The following is a 14,861-nucleotide window of genomic DNA, read 5'->3' as shown; positions in this document are numbered from 1 at the left end:
GATATCGTTTTGCAACTGGTTTGGAATGATCGCCATGACGAGACTGGTGGTTCGCGGGTTTTCGCTGTCGCTGGACGGTTACGGTGCCGGACCCAGCCAGGATGTCGACAATCCGCTCGGCGTGAACGGTGCGAAGCTGCATCGCTGGGCGTTCGGCACGCGCACTTTCCGAGAGATGTTCGGGCAAGAGGGCGGCGAAACCGGCGTCGATGACGATTTTGCCGCGCGCGGCTTTGCCAATATCGGCGCCTGGATCATGGGCCGGAACATGTTCGGGCCGATCCGGGGAGAATGGCCGGACGAGGCCTGGAAAGGCTGGTGGGGGGACAATCCGCCCTATCATGTTCCGGTCTTCGTACTGACCCATCATGCGCGCCCCCCGCTGGAGATGACGGGCGGCACGACATTTCACTTCGTCACCGATGGGCCGGAGGCGGCACTCCAACGCGCCAGTGAAGCCGCAGGTGGCAAGGACATCAGGCTCGGCGGTGGCGTTGCGACGATCCGGCACTATCTGCGCGCGGGGGCCGTCGACGAGATCCACCTCGCGGTCTCGCCGATCCTGCTCGGCACCGGCGAGAACCTCTTCATTGATCTCGACCTGCCCGCATTGGGCTATACCAGCACGCAGCACAGTGCGACGCCCGCCGCCACACATATTGTCGTGACCAGGCGAGCCTGATCAATCGCGGCGCGGAGCCTGCACCTCATAGCGGCGGCAGGCGCCGCTTCACCGGCTGGCTCTTCACGATGGCCGAACTGGTCTCCGCCTTGTCCGCGATCCGGTCGAGGATCTGGTCGAGCTGTTCGATGGAGCGCAGATGCAGCCGGCCGATGAAGCAGTCATCGCCGGTGACCTTGTCGCATTCCGAGAATTCCGGGATCTCCTCGATCAGCTGCTGGACCGCGTGTAGTTTGCCGGGGAGGGGGCGGATCCGGACGATCGCCTGCAATTGGTAGCCGATCGCATGGGGATCGATGTCGACGGTGAAGGCGCGGATTACGCCGCGCTCTTCCAGCCGTCGAAGCCGCTCGGAGACGCTGGGCGAAGACAGATTCACCCGCTGAGCCAGCTCCTTCAGGGAGATGCGGGCATCCCCGGCCAGAATGTCGATGATGTTCCGGTCCAGCTCGTCGATCATATGGTTATCAGGTCTCCTGAGGTTTGACCCTTACAATATGAGGCATTCTCTCTGATTTGTCTCATGTAATCCATAGAACGCGGGATTCCGTCATCCTATCATCCGGCTTCATTTCTGGGTGGAGGCGGTGATGACGGACCATAGGCGCGGCGTGGCCGAGATGACGGCCGCCATGATGATCTCAGGCACGATCGGCTGGTTCGTGGTTCGCTCCGGCCAGCCGGTGATGGATGTGGTGTTCTGGCGCTGCGTTTTCGGTGCCGCGACCCTGTTGATCGTCTGCGGAGCCCTGGGGCTGCTTCGGCGCGGCGCGATGACCGGTCGCCAGCTCGCGCTCGCCGCGATAGGCGGCGTTGCCGTCGTCCTGAACTGGCTGCTGCTGTTCTCGGCCTATTCGCGCGCTTCGATCTCGGTTGCGACGGTGGTCTACAACACCCAGCCCTTCATGCTCGTCGGGCTCGGCGCGCTGCTGTTTGCCGAACGACTGACCGTCACGAAGCTGTTCTGGCTCGCGATCTCCTTTACCGGCATGGTGCTGATCGTGCAGGCGAAGCCGGGCGCGGGGGCGGTTGGGACCGATTATCTCACGGGCATCGCCATGGCACTCGGCGCGGCCTTCTTCTACGCGCTGGCCGCTATCGTGGCGAAGGCGCTGAAGGGCGTTGCGCCCTATCTGATCGTGCTGGTCCAGGTCCTGGTCGGGATCGCGATGCTCACTCCCTTCGCCAGCCTGGCGCAGTTGCCCGCCGGCGCGGAGACCTGGGCGCTGCTTGGCACGCTCGGCGTCGTCCATACCGGGCTGATGTTCGTGCTGCTCTATATGGCGATCCAGCGGTTGCCGACGTCGCTGACCGGCGCGCTGTCCTTCATCTATCCGATCGTCGCGATCATCGTCGATCTGACGGCCTTCGGCCACCAGCCGCAGCTTCTCCAGATCATCGGAGCCGCTGCGATCCTGATCGCCGCGGCGGGCATGACGCTCGGCTGGGTGCCGTGGCGGCGGCCTGATGCGACCCCGATCGTACGACTTCCGGCCGAATAGACGCAGCAATCGTATCTGCGCGGCGCGAGCATGGCTGCCGCATGGAGCGTCTGTCCGACGGCCAAAACGGGGGGCGAGGAAAGCTACGCATCGCCTTGCCGTTCCCGATCCGGTCGGTACATGGCCAGCAGCTGCGGCAGCATGTCGTCGATGGCGGTCGCCACTGCTGCGGGACCGCCGAGTTTCCCGTCCAGGGCGAGATGGGCGAAGCCGTGCACGAGCGACCAGGCTCCCATGGCTGCAAGCGCTACCTGCGGCGAGGAGACATCACGGCCGAGGCAGGCGGCCATGGCGCGCTCCAGCTCATGGCGTGCCGTCTCACCGACCAGCAACAGGCGCTCATTGGCATCATCGAGACGGTCCTTGCGGAACATCAGGGCGAACCGGCCCGGGAATGCGACGGCGAAGCGGACGTAGCCGGTTCCCTGCCCGTGCAACCGGGCGAGCGGATCAGTGCCTCCTACCGCCTCGCCTGCTCTCAGGAAGGCGACCAGCTCCTCGAAACCGCGAATGGCGACTTCCGTCAGGAGGCCGGAGACGCTGCCGAAATGATGCGCGGGCGCGCCTGCCGAAACGCCTGCACGCCGTGCCGCCTCGCGCAGGCTGAACCCGTCAAGGCCGCGCTCGATCAGGATTCGGTCGGTGGCTGACACAAGCGCATCGCGCAGGTCGCCATGATGGTAGCCGCTCTTCGATGCCGGATTCATATCGCCTCTATCTTGACGGTGTTCAAATTATTGCCTACGCATCTGATCGCTGTTCAGATTAGCGAAATGCAAGAGGTTAGGCCATGGAAACCAGACACATCACGCGTCGGCTTGCAATCGCCGGCTCCGGATTGGGAATGGCCGTCGGTGCGGCCGCCGGCCTGGCCGGCGGCGCAATGCTCGGGGCCGCTGCGGCGGCACCGGCACCGGTCGTGCTGGATGGGCGCCGCCGCTTTGAAAACAAGGTCGTGCTCGTCACGGGAGGGACCTCCGGCATTGGCCGCGCGGCTGTGGAGGCCTTCGCTGCGGAAGGCGGAAAGGTCGCCTTCTGCGGTCGGCGCGAGGCGCTTGGCCAAGAGGTCGAGCGCGGAATCCGGGCGGCCGGCGGAGAGGCGCTCTATATCCGGGCCGATATCCGCAGGGAGGACGATGTCCGACGGTTCGTCGAGAGCTCCGTTACCCGATACGGCGGTTTGCACGTTGCCTTCAACAATGCCGGGATCACGCTTCAGAAGCCCCTGCATAGCTACGAGGCGGCGGAGTTCGACGACATTCTGAGCACCAATCTTCGCGGCGTGTTCCTGGCGATGAAGTACCAGATCCCGCACATGATGTCGGCGGGCGGCCAGATCGTCGTGACCTCGTCGACAGTGGCCACGACATGCCGCGAGAGCCAGTCCGCCTATGTCGCCAGCAAGGCGGCGTTGACGGGGCTCGTGCGCGCCGCGGCGCTCGACTATGTCAAGCACGGCATCAGGGTGAACGCCCTTCTGCCGGGTACGACCGATACCGAACTGGTCCGCGGCGTCGCCGGCATGATGGCTGCGCCCGACGCCGTCTGGCAGATCGGCGGAGCGCAATGGGCCAAGGACAATATCCCGACCATGGGCCGCATGGCGACGGCGCGGGAAATGGCCGCTGTCGCGCTCGACCTGGCGGCCGCGACCCACCCTTATCTGACGGGAGCTTCGATCGTCGTCGACGGCGCGATGACGCTGCGGGCCTGAGGGAGTTGACGACGGGCGGTTGCAGCAAGCGGCCAGCCTCGCTACATACGCGGCACTCTTCCCGAAAGCCCCGGCGCGATCAGTCCGAAGCGGAGCCGCACATCCATGTCCCGTCAGTTCATCTACCATATGCGCGGCCTGTCGAAGACCTATCCGGGCGGCAAGCAGGTGCTGAAGGACATCCATCTGTCGTTCTACCCGGACGCCAAGATCGGTGTGCTCGGCGTCAATGGCGCCGGCAAGTCGACCCTGCTCAAGATCATGGCAGGCTATGACAAGGAATGGACCGGCGAGGCCTGGGTGGCCGAGGGCGCTCGCGTCGGCTACCTGCCGCAGGAGCCCAAGCTCGATGAGAGCCTCAACGTGCGCGACAACGTGATGCTCGGCGTCGCGCCGCAGAAGGCGATCCTCGACCGCTACAACGAGCTCGCGATGAACTACTCGGACGAGACCGCGGACGAGATGACCAAGCTCCAGGACGAGATCGAGGCCAAGGGCCTGTGGGATCTCGATTCCAAGGTCGACCAGGCGATGGACGCGTTGCGCTGCCCGCCCGACGACTGGGAGGTCTCGAAGCTCTCGGGCGGCGAACGCCGCCGTGTCGCGCTCTGCAAGCTGCTGCTCGAGCAGCCGGAACTGCTGCTGCTCGACGAACCGACCAACCATCTCGACGCCGAAACCACCGCCTGGCTCGAAGGCCATTTGCGGACTTATCCGGGCGCGATCCTGATCGTCACCCACGATCGCTACTTCCTCGACAATGTCACGAGCTGGATTCTCGAGCTCGATCGCGGCCAGGGCATTCCCTACGAGGGGAACTACTCCGCCTGGTCGGTGCAGAAGCAGAAGCGCCTCGCCCAGGAGGGCCGGGAGGACGTCTCACGCCAGAAGACGCTGGAACGCGAGCAGGAATGGATTTCGGCTTCGCCCAAGGCGCGCCAGGCCAAGAGCAAGGCCCGCATCCAGCGCTATGACGAACTGGTGCAGAAGGCCTCGAACAAGGGGCCGGATACCGCGCAGATCGTCATCCCGATCGCCGAGCGCCTCGGCAACAATGTCGTCGATTTCGACAATCTGTCGAAGGGCTTCCAGGACAAGCTTCTGATCGACGGGCTGTCCTTCAAGCTGCCGCCGGGCGGCATCGTCGGCATCATCGGGCCGAACGGCGCCGGCAAGACCACGCTGTTCCGGATGATCACGGGACAGGAGAAGCCGGATTCCGGTTCGATCACCATCGGCGAGAGCGTCAAGCTCGGCTATGTCGACCAGAGCCGCGACTCGCTCGACGACAAGAAGAACGTCTGGGAGGAAATCTCAGGCGGCAACGACATCCTCTATCTCGGCAAGCGCGAGGTGAATTCGCGCGCCTATTGCTCGACATTCAACTTCAAGGGCGGCGACCAGCAGAAGAAGGTCGGATCGCTCTCGGGCGGTGAGCGCAACCGCGTCCATCTTGCCAAGATGCTGAAATCGGGCGCCAACGTCCTGCTGCTCGACGAGCCGACCAACGATCTCGACGTCGACACGCTGCGTGCGCTCGAAGAGGCGCTGGAGGATTACGCCGGCTGCGCCGTGATCATCAGCCACGATCGCTGGTTCCTCGACCGTATCGCGACCCATATCCTCGCCTTCGAGGGCGACAGCCATGTCGAATGGTTCGAGGGCAATTTTGCCGATTACGAGGAAGACAAGAAGCGCCGACTGGGGATCGATTCCACGATCCCGAAGCGGATTCAGTACAAGAAGTTCTCGCGCTGATCTTCTGAACCTCGAAGACAAAAGGCCCGCGCTCCTGAATGGGGGCGCGGGCCTTTCCATTGGGGCCGCCGATGCGGACGAGGCTCAGGCCTTGCCTTTCACCAGGATGTTCCCGTCGACCTGCTGGATGTCGCGCAGGCCGCAGAGCGCCATGGTGACGTCGAGCTCCTTGCGGATGATGTCGAGGCAGCGGGTCACGCCTTCCTCGCCCATGGCACCGAGGCCGTAAAGGAAGGCGCGGCCGATCATCACGCCGCGGGCGCCGAGCGCCACCGCCTTGATCACATCCTGTCCGGAGCGGATGCCGCCATCCATCAGGACTTCCATGCGGCCGCCGACCTGCTCGACGATGCCCGGCAGCGCCGCGATCGAAGAGACGGCGCCGTCGAGCTGGCGGCCGCCATGGTTCGAGACGATCAGAGCGTCGGCACCGCTCCTGGCAGCGAGCTCGGCATCCTCCGGATCGAGAATACCCTTCAGGATCAGTTTGCCGCCCCAGCGATCCTTGATCCACTTCACATCGTCCCAGCTCAGCGCGGGATCGAACTGTTCGGCCGTCCAGGAGGAGAGCGATGAGAGATCGCCGACGCCCTTGGCGTGGCCGACGATGTTTCCAAAGCTGCGGCGCTTGGTGCCGAGCATGCCAAGGCACCAGCGCGGCTTGGTCGCGAGGTTGATCAGATTGGCGATCGTCGGCTTCGGCGGGGCGGAGAGCCCGTTGCGGATATCCTTGTGGCGCTGGCCGAGGATCTGGAGGTCGAGCGTCAGGACCAGGGCCGAGCACTGCGCCGCCTTGGCACGATCGATCAGGCGAATGATGAAGTCGCGGTCCTTCATCACGTAGAGCTGGAACCAGAACGGTGCGTCGGTGTTCTCGGCGACATCCTCGATCGAGCAGATGCTCATGGTCGAGAGCGTGAAGGGGACGCCGGCCTTGGCTGCAGCGCGGGCGGCGAGGATTTCGCCGTCGGCGTGCTGCATTCCGGTGAGGCCGGTCGGGGCGAGTGCAACCGGCATCGTGGCGGCCTGGCCGGCCAGCGTGGTCGCCAGCGTGCGGTTGGTCATGTTGACGGCGACGCGCTGGCGCAGCTTGATGGCGGCGAAGTCGGCCTCGTTGGCGCGATAGGTGCCCTCGGTCCAGGCGCCGGAATCGGCGTAGTCGTAGAACATGCGCGGCACCCGGCGCTGGGCCAGGATGCGCAGGTCTTCGATGGTCAAGGGCTGGGACATGTCGGCTGGCTCCGCATTTTCGCTCCTGACCGCTCGGTCGCATGGAACCCTGCCGCAGGCAACCGCCCGCTACGTGACCCCGCTATACCGGCCGGGCTTATGATTGACTGCCAGGATCAGGTTGAGCACGGCAGCTCCCAGCAGCGAAATCAGCACTTTCTCCAGCGGCAGCATGAAGAGTGCACAGATGAGGATCAGCGCATCGCTGCCAAGCTGAAACCAGCCGGCGCGGATATCGTGCTTCTCCTGCAGGTAGAGTGCGAGAATGTTGACGCCACCCAGCCCGGTGCGATGGCGAAACAGCGCAAGCACACCAAGACCGATCAGGCTGCCGCCGGCGACCGCGGCATAAACCGGGTCCACGGTTGCGATCGCCATCCAGCCGGGCGTGAACCAGGTGAAGAGCGAGACGAGCCCGACCGCGATGAAGGTCCGTAACGCGAAGCGCCAGCCCATGCGACGGACCGCGAGCCAATAGAATGGGAGGTTGATGGCGAAGAAGAGCAGGCCGAAATTGATCCCGGTGGCAAGCTGGAACAGCAATGCCAGCCCTGCCGCCCCGCTCGTGAGCAGGGTCGCCTTGCTGTAGAGGCTGATGCCGATGCTGACGAGCAATGTGCCGAGCAGCATGGCGAAGACGTCTTCGTAGAAACGATGGCGCTCGGTCGGTGGGGCTGAGGTCGCCGCGTCGCTCATGATGGATATCCGGCTGGGTTGAAAGGGCTTTGGTCGTCGGGCGCGACGATGCAACGGTTGAGCCACGCCGGTTGATCCTGTAGGGCCGGATCATCCCTACCGCCACCCTGCGAGATTTCCTCATGATTCTGCGGCTCGCCGCTGCGCTCTGCCTGACGCTCCTTGCCCATGCCGCGCCGGCACAGGACACCGTTGCCTGGAAAACCGGGCGCGAGGCGAAGCTCATCGAGACGCGCATCGAGGCGTTGCTCAAGACGATGACGCTCGACGAGAAGGTCGGTCAGCTGCATCTCTCGGGTCGTGGCGAGGGGTTCAATGCCGCACGCATCCGCGAAGGCCGGATGGGCGGGGTGATGAACTTCGTCGTGCCGCAGGAGGTTGCGGATGTCCAGAAAGCTGCGCGCGAGTCCCGGCTGAAGATCCCGCTGATCATCGGTCTCGACGCCGTCCACGGCTTCTCGACCTATTTTCCGCTTCCGCTAGGTCAGGCTTCGACCTGGAACCCGGAGCTGATCGAGGAGGCGGCCTATTGGACGGGGCGTGAAGCGCGCGCCGCCGGCATCCAATGGACCTTCGCGCCGATGGTCGACATCTCGCGTGATCCGCGTTGGGGCCGCGTCCTCGAGGGGGCGGGGGAAGACGCCTATTTCGGCTCCATTGTCGCTGCAGCGCGCACGCATGGCTATCAGCGCGGCGGCGTGGCGACGACCGTCAAGCATTTCGTCGGTTACGGTGCGGGCGAAGCCGGGCGTGACTACAACTCGACCTGGATCCCGACCAGCCAGCTCTTTGATCTCTACCTGCCGCCATTCAAGGCCTCGTTCGAGGCCGGTTCGATGACCGCTATGGCGGCGTTCAATGCGCTGAACGGCGTCCCGACCACCGCGCATGGCGGGCTGCTGACCGGGCTGCTGCGCCAGAACTGGGGATTCAAGGGTTTCGTTGTCTCGGATTTCGGCTCGATCACCGAACTCAGACTGCATGGCATTGCCAAGGACGATGCCGAGGCTGCGCGCAAGGCGCTGCTGGCCGGCATCGACATGGACATGATGGGTGACGTCTATGACAAGCACCTGGCGGCCGAGGTGAAGGCTGGTCGGGTCTCGGTGAAGATGCTCGACGAGGCGGTGCGCCGCGTGTTGCGCGTCAAATTCCACCTGGGCCTGTTCGAGCGGCCCGATGTCGACCCGGCCGCTGCCCCGGCTCTGATGCAGACGCAGGAGGCGCGCGAGGTCGCACTGCGCGTGGCGCGCGAAGGCATCATCCTGCTCAAGAACGCCAACGAAACCCTGCCTGTTGCGTCTTCCGTCAAGCGGCTTGCGGTGATCGGCGCCATGGCCGTGCCGGAGGCCGAGCGGGTCTGGACCGATCCGGCCGGGCTCGGACGGCGCGCCATCCAGTCCTTGCCCGACGCGTTGAAGGAGCGCGTCCAGGCCGGGGTCGAGGTCGTCTACGAGCCGGCCTTCACAAGGAACTGCGGCACCGAATTCGCGGACAAGGAGGCCGCGTTCCGCGCGGCCGCGGCGAGTGATCTCGTCATCGCCATGCTCGGCGAGGATTGCGAGTTCATCGGGGAGGGCGCCTCGCGCGCGAATCTCGGCCTGCCCGGCGTGCAGCAGGAACTGCTCGAGGCACTCGTCGCGACGGGCAAGCCCGTCGTGCTGGTGCTGGCCACTGGCCGCCCGCTGGTCCTCTCCTGGGCCGACGCCCATGTCGCCGCGATCGTGCAGACCTTCCACGGCGGCACCGAGGGGCGCACGGCGATCGCCGAGGTCCTGACTGGAGCAGCGAATCCGGCGGGCCGCACGCCGATGAGCTATCCGCGCTCAGTCGGGCAGATCCCGATCTACTACAACCATCTCCCGACGGGGCGACCGCAGAAGATCCGGCAGCGCTACGAGTCGATCTACATGGATGAGAAGAACGAGCCGCTTTATCCCTTCGGCTTCGGTCTTTCCTACTCTCGCTTCACCTATGCCAATCCGCGTGTCGACCGCTCGCGCATCCCGATCAATGGCATCGCAGAGATCTCGGTCGATGTGACCAATTCCGGCTCGCGCGACGGCCAGGAAGTGACGCAGCTTTATATCCGCCAGCCGGTCGCGACCCGGTCCCGACCGGTCCGCGAACTCAAGGGCTTCAACAAGCTCGCTATCAAGGCGGGCGAGACCAGGACCGTCAGTTTCAAGCTGGAGGCCCAGAAGCTGGGATACCACGACGACACCGGACGTTATGTTGTCGAGCCGGGTCTGTTCGAGGTTTATCTTGGCGGTTCCGCGTTGGCGGAGGCGAAGACACAGTTTGAGGTGATTAAGCCATAGTCATCGCCAGACGCTCCTGCTTGACGATTGGCCTCGACATCTTTGCATTTTCGGTCAATCCTCCTCTGGTCGGGCATTCGGATGCATGCATCCGAAGATCCGCAAGAAGCTGGCTTCAGGGGATGCGGCTATGGCGACCGGAACCGTGAAATGGTTCAATACTGAGAAGGGCTTCGGATTCATTCAGCCTTCAGATGGCGGCAAGGATGTGTTCGTACACATCACAGCCGTGAAAGAAGCGGGCCTGATGACTCTGACGGAAGGACAGAAAGTCTCGTTCGATCTGAAAACCGAACGCGGCAAAACGGCGGCAGGCTCGCTCCAGCTGCTCTGACCTCTCGGGCCTCGCGCGCTCATAGCGACCCTTGAAACGGCCGCTATGATGGGCGGTCGCGCGCGGCCCATTCACTGACGGGATGTGGGGCTGGCTCCAGATCTCGCAAGTGTCGGGGTGCATGGCACGGATGGCCGTGCGTGCGCTTACCGTGCGAAGTGCTTGGCGCCTGCCACGCAAAGTGCCACGCCGGCGCTAACGGCGACCATGGGCCAGCTCACGGCCTCATGCAGCAACAGAGCGGCGAGCATCAGCCCGAAGAAGGGCTGCAGCAATTGCAGCTGTCCGACGGCGGCGATACCGCCCTGTGCCAGGCCGCGATACCAGAACACGAACCCCACCAGCATGCTGAACACCGAGACATAGGCCAGGCCGATCCAGGCCGGCCGGCCGACATCGGCAAACGAGGCCGGAAGGGTCAACGCGCTGAGCGTGACCATGACCGGCAGGGAGAGCACCAGCGCCCAGGAAATCACCTGCCAGCCTCCGAGCTTTCGCGACAGTCGCGCTCCCTCGGCGTAACCGAGGCCGCAGATGATGACCGCGGCGAGCATCAGCAGATCTCCGACCGGGGAGGCGACAAAGCCCTGGGTCATCGCAAATCCGGCGACAAGAGCGCTGCCCAGGCAGGAGAACAGCCAGAAGACCGGGCGGGGACGTTCGCCGCCGCGCAGGACGCCGAAGCTCGCCGTTGCCAGCGGCAGAAGGCCAATGAAGACGATCGAGTGAGCCGAGCTGACATGTTTCAGCGCCAGCGCCGTCAGGAGCGGAAAGCCGACGACAACACTCAGCGCGACCACAATCAGCGGGAGAAGGTCGCTCCGTTGCGGTCGCGTTTGCCGGAAGGCGAGAAGCAGGCACAGGCCCAGCAGGCCGGCGATTGCGGCGCGTGCTGCGGTCAGGAAAACGGGGTCGAGATCGACCACGGCAACACGTGTTGCTGGCAGCGAAGCGCTGAAGATCAGCACGCCGAGAAAGCCGTTGATCCAACCGCTCATGCTCTTGTCCATCAGGAAGTCTCCGTTCGCGGCCTGCATTCGCCGGGATCTGCATCCTTTGCCAGAGACGGTGCATGACAGTTGGTGCAAACTGTCATGCTGCAAGAGGCAATACAATTAGGTGATTGCGTGACACTCCTGGACGATGACGGCACGCTTGTCGGGCGTGTCATGCAGGCTGTTCGCCAGCACATGGCGGGGCGGGTGCTGGCTCCGGGGGCCAGGCTGCCCTCGATCCGCGCCTTTGCCGAAACGATGGGCGTCTCGAAGTCGACGGTGGTCGAGGCCTATGACCGGCTTGCCGCAGAGGGGGCGATCCGCTCGCGCCGCGGCTCGGGCTTCTATGTCGCGGGGCATCTGCCACCCCTGTCGCTGGCGGAGATCGGGCCGCGTCTCGACCGTGCAGTCGATCCGCTCTGGGTCTCGCGACAATCGCTGGAGGCCGGCGAGGATTTCCTGAAGCCCGGCTGCGGCTGGCTTCCCGCATCATGGCTGCCGGAGGAAAGCCTGCGCAGAACGCTGCGATCGCTCTCACGCGCCGATGCCTCCACGTTGGCCGATTATGGCACGCCGCTCGGGCTGTTGCCGTTGCGCCATCTACTCGCCCGGCGCATGGCGGAGCATGGCATCGAGGCCGGGCCGGACCAGATCGTGCTGACCGAGTCCGGAACCCAGGCTATCGATCTGATCTGTCGCTTCCTGATCGAACCGGGTGATACGGTGGTGGTCGACGACCCCTGCTACTTCAACTTCCAGGCCCTGCTGCGGGCTCATCGAGCCAAGGTCGTCAGCGTTCCCTATACGCCGAACGGCCCCGATATCGTGCGCTTCGAAGAGGTGCTCGCCGCGCATCGGCCACGGCTCTACGTCACCAATTCCGCGTTGCACAATCCAACGGGAGCCGTGCTGTCTCCCGTGATTGCGCATCGGCTGCTCAAATTGGCTGAGCAGTCAGGGTTGACGATCATCGAGGACGATATCTTTGCCGATTTCGAGTTGGAACCGGCGCCGCGGCTTGCCGCCTTCGATGGCCTCGATCGGGTCGTGCATATCGGCAGCTTCTCCAAGACGCTGTCGGCCTCGTTGCGATGTGGCTTCATCGCGGCGCGACGCGACTGGATCGAGGGGCTGACCGATCTCAAGATCGCCACGTCCTTCGGAGCCAGTCGGGTCTCGGCGGAGTTTTTACTGGGCGCCTTGAAGGATGGTACCTATCGCAAGCATATGGACGGGCTGCGTGGGCGGTTGGGGCGCGCCATGACGGAGACTTGCGCGCGGTTGAAGGCTATCGGAATCGAGCCGTGGATCGAGCCGCGTGCAGGCATGTTCCTGTGGTGTCGCCTGCCGGACGGGCTGGATGCCGCCGAGATCGCGCAGCGCGTGCTGGCGGAGAATATCGTCCTGGCCCCCGGAAATGCCTTCAGCGTGTCGCTAACGGCGGGACGATTCCTGCGCTTCAACGTCTCGCAATCGTCTGACCCGCGCATCTACACAGCGCTTGAAGCGGCGATGCGGCGCTGAGTGGTGCCAACATTGGCTGACAGGGGGGCGGGATCTCGCTGGCGCGAGGAAGGTGCTTGCTCTTTCTCCTCTTTTGACATAAAGATATCTTTATATGTTTTTCTGAATTTCGAAGGCTGATCCTTTGCGCCAACCCACGACGCTGTCCTCGTCATCCTTGCTTGCGGGCCTGCGCGCGGCCGGCGAGGAGACACGGCTGCGCATCCTGGCTCTGTTGGCGGAGGGCGAGCTCTCCGTTTCGGATCTGACCGATATTCTGGGGCAGTCTCAGCCCCGCATTTCCCGCCATCTCAAGCTCCTGGCCGAGGCCGGGCTGGTTCGTCGCTATCGTGAGGGGGCATGGGCCTTCTTCCGGCTCGACGAAGCGGGAGCGGGCGGCGCCTTCGCGGCCTCCCTGGCTGCGTGGCTCGATCGGGCGGATCCTGAACTCGCCGCGGACCGCGAGAGGCTCGCTGCCGTTCGCTCCACGCGCGCCGAGGCGGCGCAGTCCTATTTCGCCAGCGTGGCTCGGGACTGGGACCGGCTGCGGTCGCTGCATGTCCCCGACGATGCTGTCGAGGCGGCCGTCGAGGCGGCTGCCGGGGAGGGCTCTTCCGGCGCGATGCTCGACCTCGGCACGGGGACGGGCCGGATGCTGGAGCGGATCGCCCCAAAATTCGGCCGTGCCATCGGTGTCGATGCCAGCCATGCCATGCTCGCCGTGGCGCGTGCCAATCTCGAGAAGGCTGGGCTGTCCCGGGTTGAGCTGCGACAGGGCGACATTCACGCCTTGCCTTTCGCGCGCGGGGCCTTCGATCTCGTCATCATCCACCAGGTTCTGCATTTCCTCGATGACCCCGGCCGCGCACTGCGCGAGGCGGCCGCGATGCTCGGCCCCGGCGGCCGGCTGATCGTGGTCGATTTCGCGCCGCATGAGATGGAGTTCCTGCGGACCGAGCACGCGCACCGCCGGCTCGGTTTCTCACGGGCCCAGATCGCCGGCTGGTTCGCGGAGGCAGGATTGAGCTGCGATCTCTCCGAAGAGGTGACCTCGGCCGAGGGGGCGTCCGGCCAGCTCTCCGTGATGCTCTGGCGTGGACGTGACCGGCGCGTGCAGGGGGATTTCCCGCTGCGCCAGAATTCCAGTTTCGAGGTGGCCTGATGAATGCGTTTCGCCCCAGCCGGCACGGCACCCGCCGGCCCAGCGTCTCTTTCGAGTTCTTTCCTCCGAAGACACCGGAGATGGAGACGACACTCTGGGAGAGCGTGCACCGTCTCGAGCCGCTTGGACCCACCTTCGTGTCGGTGACCTATGGTGCCGGCGGTTCGACGCGCGAACGCACCCACAACACCGTCAAGCGCATGGTTGACGAGACCCGGTTGAAGCCGGCGGCGCACCTGACCTGCGTTTCCGCCACCTGCGCCGAGGTCGACGACGTGATCCGCTCCTATTGGGCGGCCGGCGTGCGCCATATCGTGGCGCTGCGCGGTGACCCGGCCGGTGGACTGGGAACGGTCTACGAGCCGCACCCGCAGGGCTATCACCAGACCTCTGATCTGGTCGCCGGGATTCGGCGCGTCGCCGATTTCGAGGTGACAGTCTCGGCCTATCCCGAAAAGCACCCGGAAGCGGCCTCGCTCGATGCCGATATCGATGCCTTGAAGAAGAAGGTCGATGCCGGTGCGACCCGGGCGATCACGCAGTTCTTCTTCGATAACGACGTCTATTTCCGCTATCTCGACAAGGTCAGGGCTCGGGGGATCGACATCCCGATCCTGCCTGGCATCGTTCCCGTCCTGAATTTCAAGCAGACGGCGAGCTTCGCCACCAAGACCGGCGCGAGCGTGCCGCAATGGCTGGCGGATCGGTTCGAGGGCCTGGAAGACGACGCGGCGACGCGCCGGCTCGTGGCGGCCGCGGTTTGCGCCGAGCAGGTGCTCGACCTGATCGACCGTGGCGTCTCCGACCTGCATTTCTACACGATGAACAAGGCCGACCTGGTCTATGCGATCTGCCATCTTGTCGGCTTGAAGCCCGACAGGGCCGCGCCGCAGCAGGCGGCCGCGGAGTAGCGTGCCAGCCGTCATTGGGAGCAAAGCGATCCGGCCTGTCTTCAGTGGCCTCT

At 64.7% G+C, this 14,861-nt stretch carries 14 protein-coding genes; 9 read left to right on the top strand and 5 right to left on the bottom strand.

The annotated features are described in order from the left end of the window. Window positions 1-34: 34 nt before the first annotated feature. The gene (locus AB4118_RS08630) at window positions 35-682 is read left to right on the top strand and encodes a dihydrofolate reductase family protein (RefSeq protein ID WP_441489343.1); all 648 of its coding nucleotides are present in this window, start codon (window positions 35-37) and stop codon (window positions 680-682) included. A gap of 25 nt (window positions 683-707) precedes the next feature. Here AB4118_RS08630 and AB4118_RS08625 read toward each other — a convergent pair whose 3' ends face one another. Next, a complete protein-coding gene (locus AB4118_RS08625) occupies window positions 708-1,142 on the bottom strand; it encodes an Lrp/AsnC family transcriptional regulator (protein WP_043233394.1) in 435 nt (144 codons plus the stop codon). 130 nt (window positions 1,143-1,272) lie between these two features. Between AB4118_RS08625 and AB4118_RS08620 the strand changes: the two genes are divergently transcribed. After that, window positions 1,273-2,184: a DMT family transporter gene (locus AB4118_RS08620; RefSeq protein WP_441489342.1), complete on the top strand. Its 912-nt coding sequence runs from the start codon at window positions 1,273-1,275 to the stop codon at window positions 2,182-2,184. 83 nt (window positions 2,185-2,267) lie between these two features. Here the strand turns inward: AB4118_RS08620 and AB4118_RS08615 are convergent, their stop codons facing one another. Next, entirely contained in the window at window positions 2,268-2,891 is a 624-nt protein-coding gene (locus tag AB4118_RS08615; RefSeq protein WP_441489341.1) for a TetR/AcrR family transcriptional regulator, read from the bottom strand. An 83-nt stretch (window positions 2,892-2,974) separates the two neighbouring features. Here AB4118_RS08615 and AB4118_RS08610 point away from each other — a divergent pair, with 83 nt between their 5' ends. Both AB4118_RS08610 and ettA read left to right on the top strand, forming a co-directional pair. Then, entirely contained in the window at window positions 2,975-3,898 is a 924-nt protein-coding gene (locus AB4118_RS08610; RefSeq protein ID WP_441489340.1) for an SDR family NAD(P)-dependent oxidoreductase, read from the top strand. 105 nt (window positions 3,899-4,003) lie between these two features. Then, window positions 4,004-5,656, top strand: a complete 1,653-nt coding sequence (gene ettA, locus AB4118_RS08605; RefSeq protein WP_069879792.1) for an energy-dependent translational throttle protein EttA — start codon at window positions 4,004-4,006, stop codon at window positions 5,654-5,656. Window positions 5,657-5,740: 84 nt separating this feature from the next. Here ettA and AB4118_RS08600 read toward each other — a convergent pair whose 3' ends face one another. Further along, window positions 5,741-6,886, bottom strand: coding sequence for an alpha-hydroxy acid oxidase (locus AB4118_RS08600; protein ID WP_441489339.1), 1,146 nt, complete (start codon window positions 6,884-6,886; stop codon window positions 5,741-5,743). Window positions 6,887-6,955: 69 nt separating this feature from the next. Beyond that, window positions 6,956-7,582, bottom strand: a complete 627-nt coding sequence (locus AB4118_RS08595) for a YitT family protein (RefSeq protein WP_441489338.1) — start codon at window positions 7,580-7,582, stop codon at window positions 6,956-6,958. Between the two features lie 122 nt (window positions 7,583-7,704). Between AB4118_RS08595 and AB4118_RS08590 the strand changes: the two genes are divergently transcribed. Both AB4118_RS08590 and AB4118_RS08585 read left to right on the top strand, forming a co-directional pair. Continuing rightward, window positions 7,705-9,903 carry a glycoside hydrolase family 3 N-terminal domain-containing protein gene (locus AB4118_RS08590; protein ID WP_441489337.1) on the top strand — a complete coding sequence of 733 codons (2,199 nt, stop codon included), beginning with the start codon at window positions 7,705-7,707 and terminating at the stop codon, window positions 9,901-9,903. Window positions 9,904-10,033: 130 nt separating this feature from the next. Then, the gene (locus AB4118_RS08585; protein WP_043233603.1) at window positions 10,034-10,237 is read left to right on the top strand and encodes a cold-shock protein; all 204 of its coding nucleotides are present in this window, start codon (window positions 10,034-10,036) and stop codon (window positions 10,235-10,237) included. Between the two features lie 146 nt (window positions 10,238-10,383). Here AB4118_RS08585 and AB4118_RS08580 read toward each other — a convergent pair whose 3' ends face one another. Further along, window positions 10,384-11,247, bottom strand: coding sequence for a DMT family transporter (locus AB4118_RS08580; protein ID WP_441489336.1), 864 nt, complete (start codon window positions 11,245-11,247; stop codon window positions 10,384-10,386). Window positions 11,248-11,406: 159 nt separating this feature from the next. On the opposite strand from AB4118_RS08580, the gene AB4118_RS08575 reads away from it, so the two are divergent. From AB4118_RS08575 to metF, 3 genes are all read left to right on the top strand, one after another. Further along, window positions 11,407-12,756 carry an aminotransferase-like domain-containing protein gene (locus AB4118_RS08575; RefSeq protein ID WP_441489648.1) on the top strand — a complete coding sequence of 450 codons (1,350 nt, stop codon included), beginning with the start codon at window positions 11,407-11,409 and terminating at the stop codon, window positions 12,754-12,756. A 124-nt stretch (window positions 12,757-12,880) separates the two neighbouring features. Continuing rightward, window positions 12,881-13,897 carry an ArsR/SmtB family transcription factor gene (locus tag AB4118_RS08570; protein WP_441489335.1) on the top strand — a complete coding sequence of 339 codons (1,017 nt, stop codon included), beginning with the start codon at window positions 12,881-12,883 and terminating at the stop codon, window positions 13,895-13,897. Continuing rightward, window positions 13,897-14,808, top strand: coding sequence for a methylenetetrahydrofolate reductase [NAD(P)H] (gene metF / locus AB4118_RS08565; protein ID WP_441489334.1), 912 nt, complete (start codon window positions 13,897-13,899; stop codon window positions 14,806-14,808). The genes AB4118_RS08570 and metF overlap by 1 nt, the downstream gene beginning before the upstream one ends. Window positions 14,809-14,861 lie beyond the last annotated feature (53 nt).

The sequence above is a fragment of the Allobosea sp. 2RAB26 genome, from assembly GCF_052115465.1.
GTDB lineage: Bacteria > Pseudomonadota > Alphaproteobacteria > Rhizobiales > Beijerinckiaceae > Allobosea.
Note: the sequence above shows the minus strand (reverse complement) of the source record. Positions and strands in the feature narration are given on the sequence as shown.

What these genes read in the sequence shown, in the direction of transcription:
- AB4118_RS08630 (WP_441489343.1), top strand. Translation starts at nt 35, where the DNA reads ATGACGAGACTGGTGGTTCGCGGGTTTTCGCTGTCGCTGGACGGTTAC.
- AB4118_RS08625 (WP_043233394.1), bottom strand. Translation starts at nt 1,142, where the DNA reads ATGATCGACGAGCTGGACCGGAACATCATCGACATTCTGGCCGGGGAT.
- AB4118_RS08620 (WP_441489342.1), top strand. Translation starts at nt 1,273, where the DNA reads ATGACGGACCATAGGCGCGGCGTGGCCGAGATGACGGCCGCCATGATG.
- AB4118_RS08615 (WP_441489341.1), bottom strand. Translation starts at nt 2,891, where the DNA reads ATGAATCCGGCATCGAAGAGCGGCTACCATCATGGCGACCTGCGCGAT.
- AB4118_RS08610 (WP_441489340.1), top strand. Translation starts at nt 2,975, where the DNA reads ATGGAAACCAGACACATCACGCGTCGGCTTGCAATCGCCGGCTCCGGA.
- ettA (WP_069879792.1), top strand. Translation starts at nt 4,004, where the DNA reads ATGTCCCGTCAGTTCATCTACCATATGCGCGGCCTGTCGAAGACCTAT.
- AB4118_RS08600 (WP_441489339.1), bottom strand. Translation starts at nt 6,886, where the DNA reads ATGTCCCAGCCCTTGACCATCGAAGACCTGCGCATCCTGGCCCAGCGC.
- AB4118_RS08595 (WP_441489338.1), bottom strand. Translation starts at nt 7,582, where the DNA reads ATGAGCGACGCGGCGACCTCAGCCCCACCGACCGAGCGCCATCGTTTC.
- AB4118_RS08590 (WP_441489337.1), top strand. Translation starts at nt 7,705, where the DNA reads ATGATTCTGCGGCTCGCCGCTGCGCTCTGCCTGACGCTCCTTGCCCAT.
- AB4118_RS08585 (WP_043233603.1), top strand. Translation starts at nt 10,034, where the DNA reads ATGGCGACCGGAACCGTGAAATGGTTCAATACTGAGAAGGGCTTCGGA.
- AB4118_RS08580 (WP_441489336.1), bottom strand. Translation starts at nt 11,247, where the DNA reads ATGGACAAGAGCATGAGCGGTTGGATCAACGGCTTTCTCGGCGTGCTG.
- AB4118_RS08575 (WP_441489648.1), top strand. Translation starts at nt 11,407, where the DNA reads ATGCAGGCTGTTCGCCAGCACATGGCGGGGCGGGTGCTGGCTCCGGGG.
- metF (WP_441489334.1), top strand. Translation starts at nt 13,897, where the DNA reads ATGAATGCGTTTCGCCCCAGCCGGCACGGCACCCGCCGGCCCAGCGTC.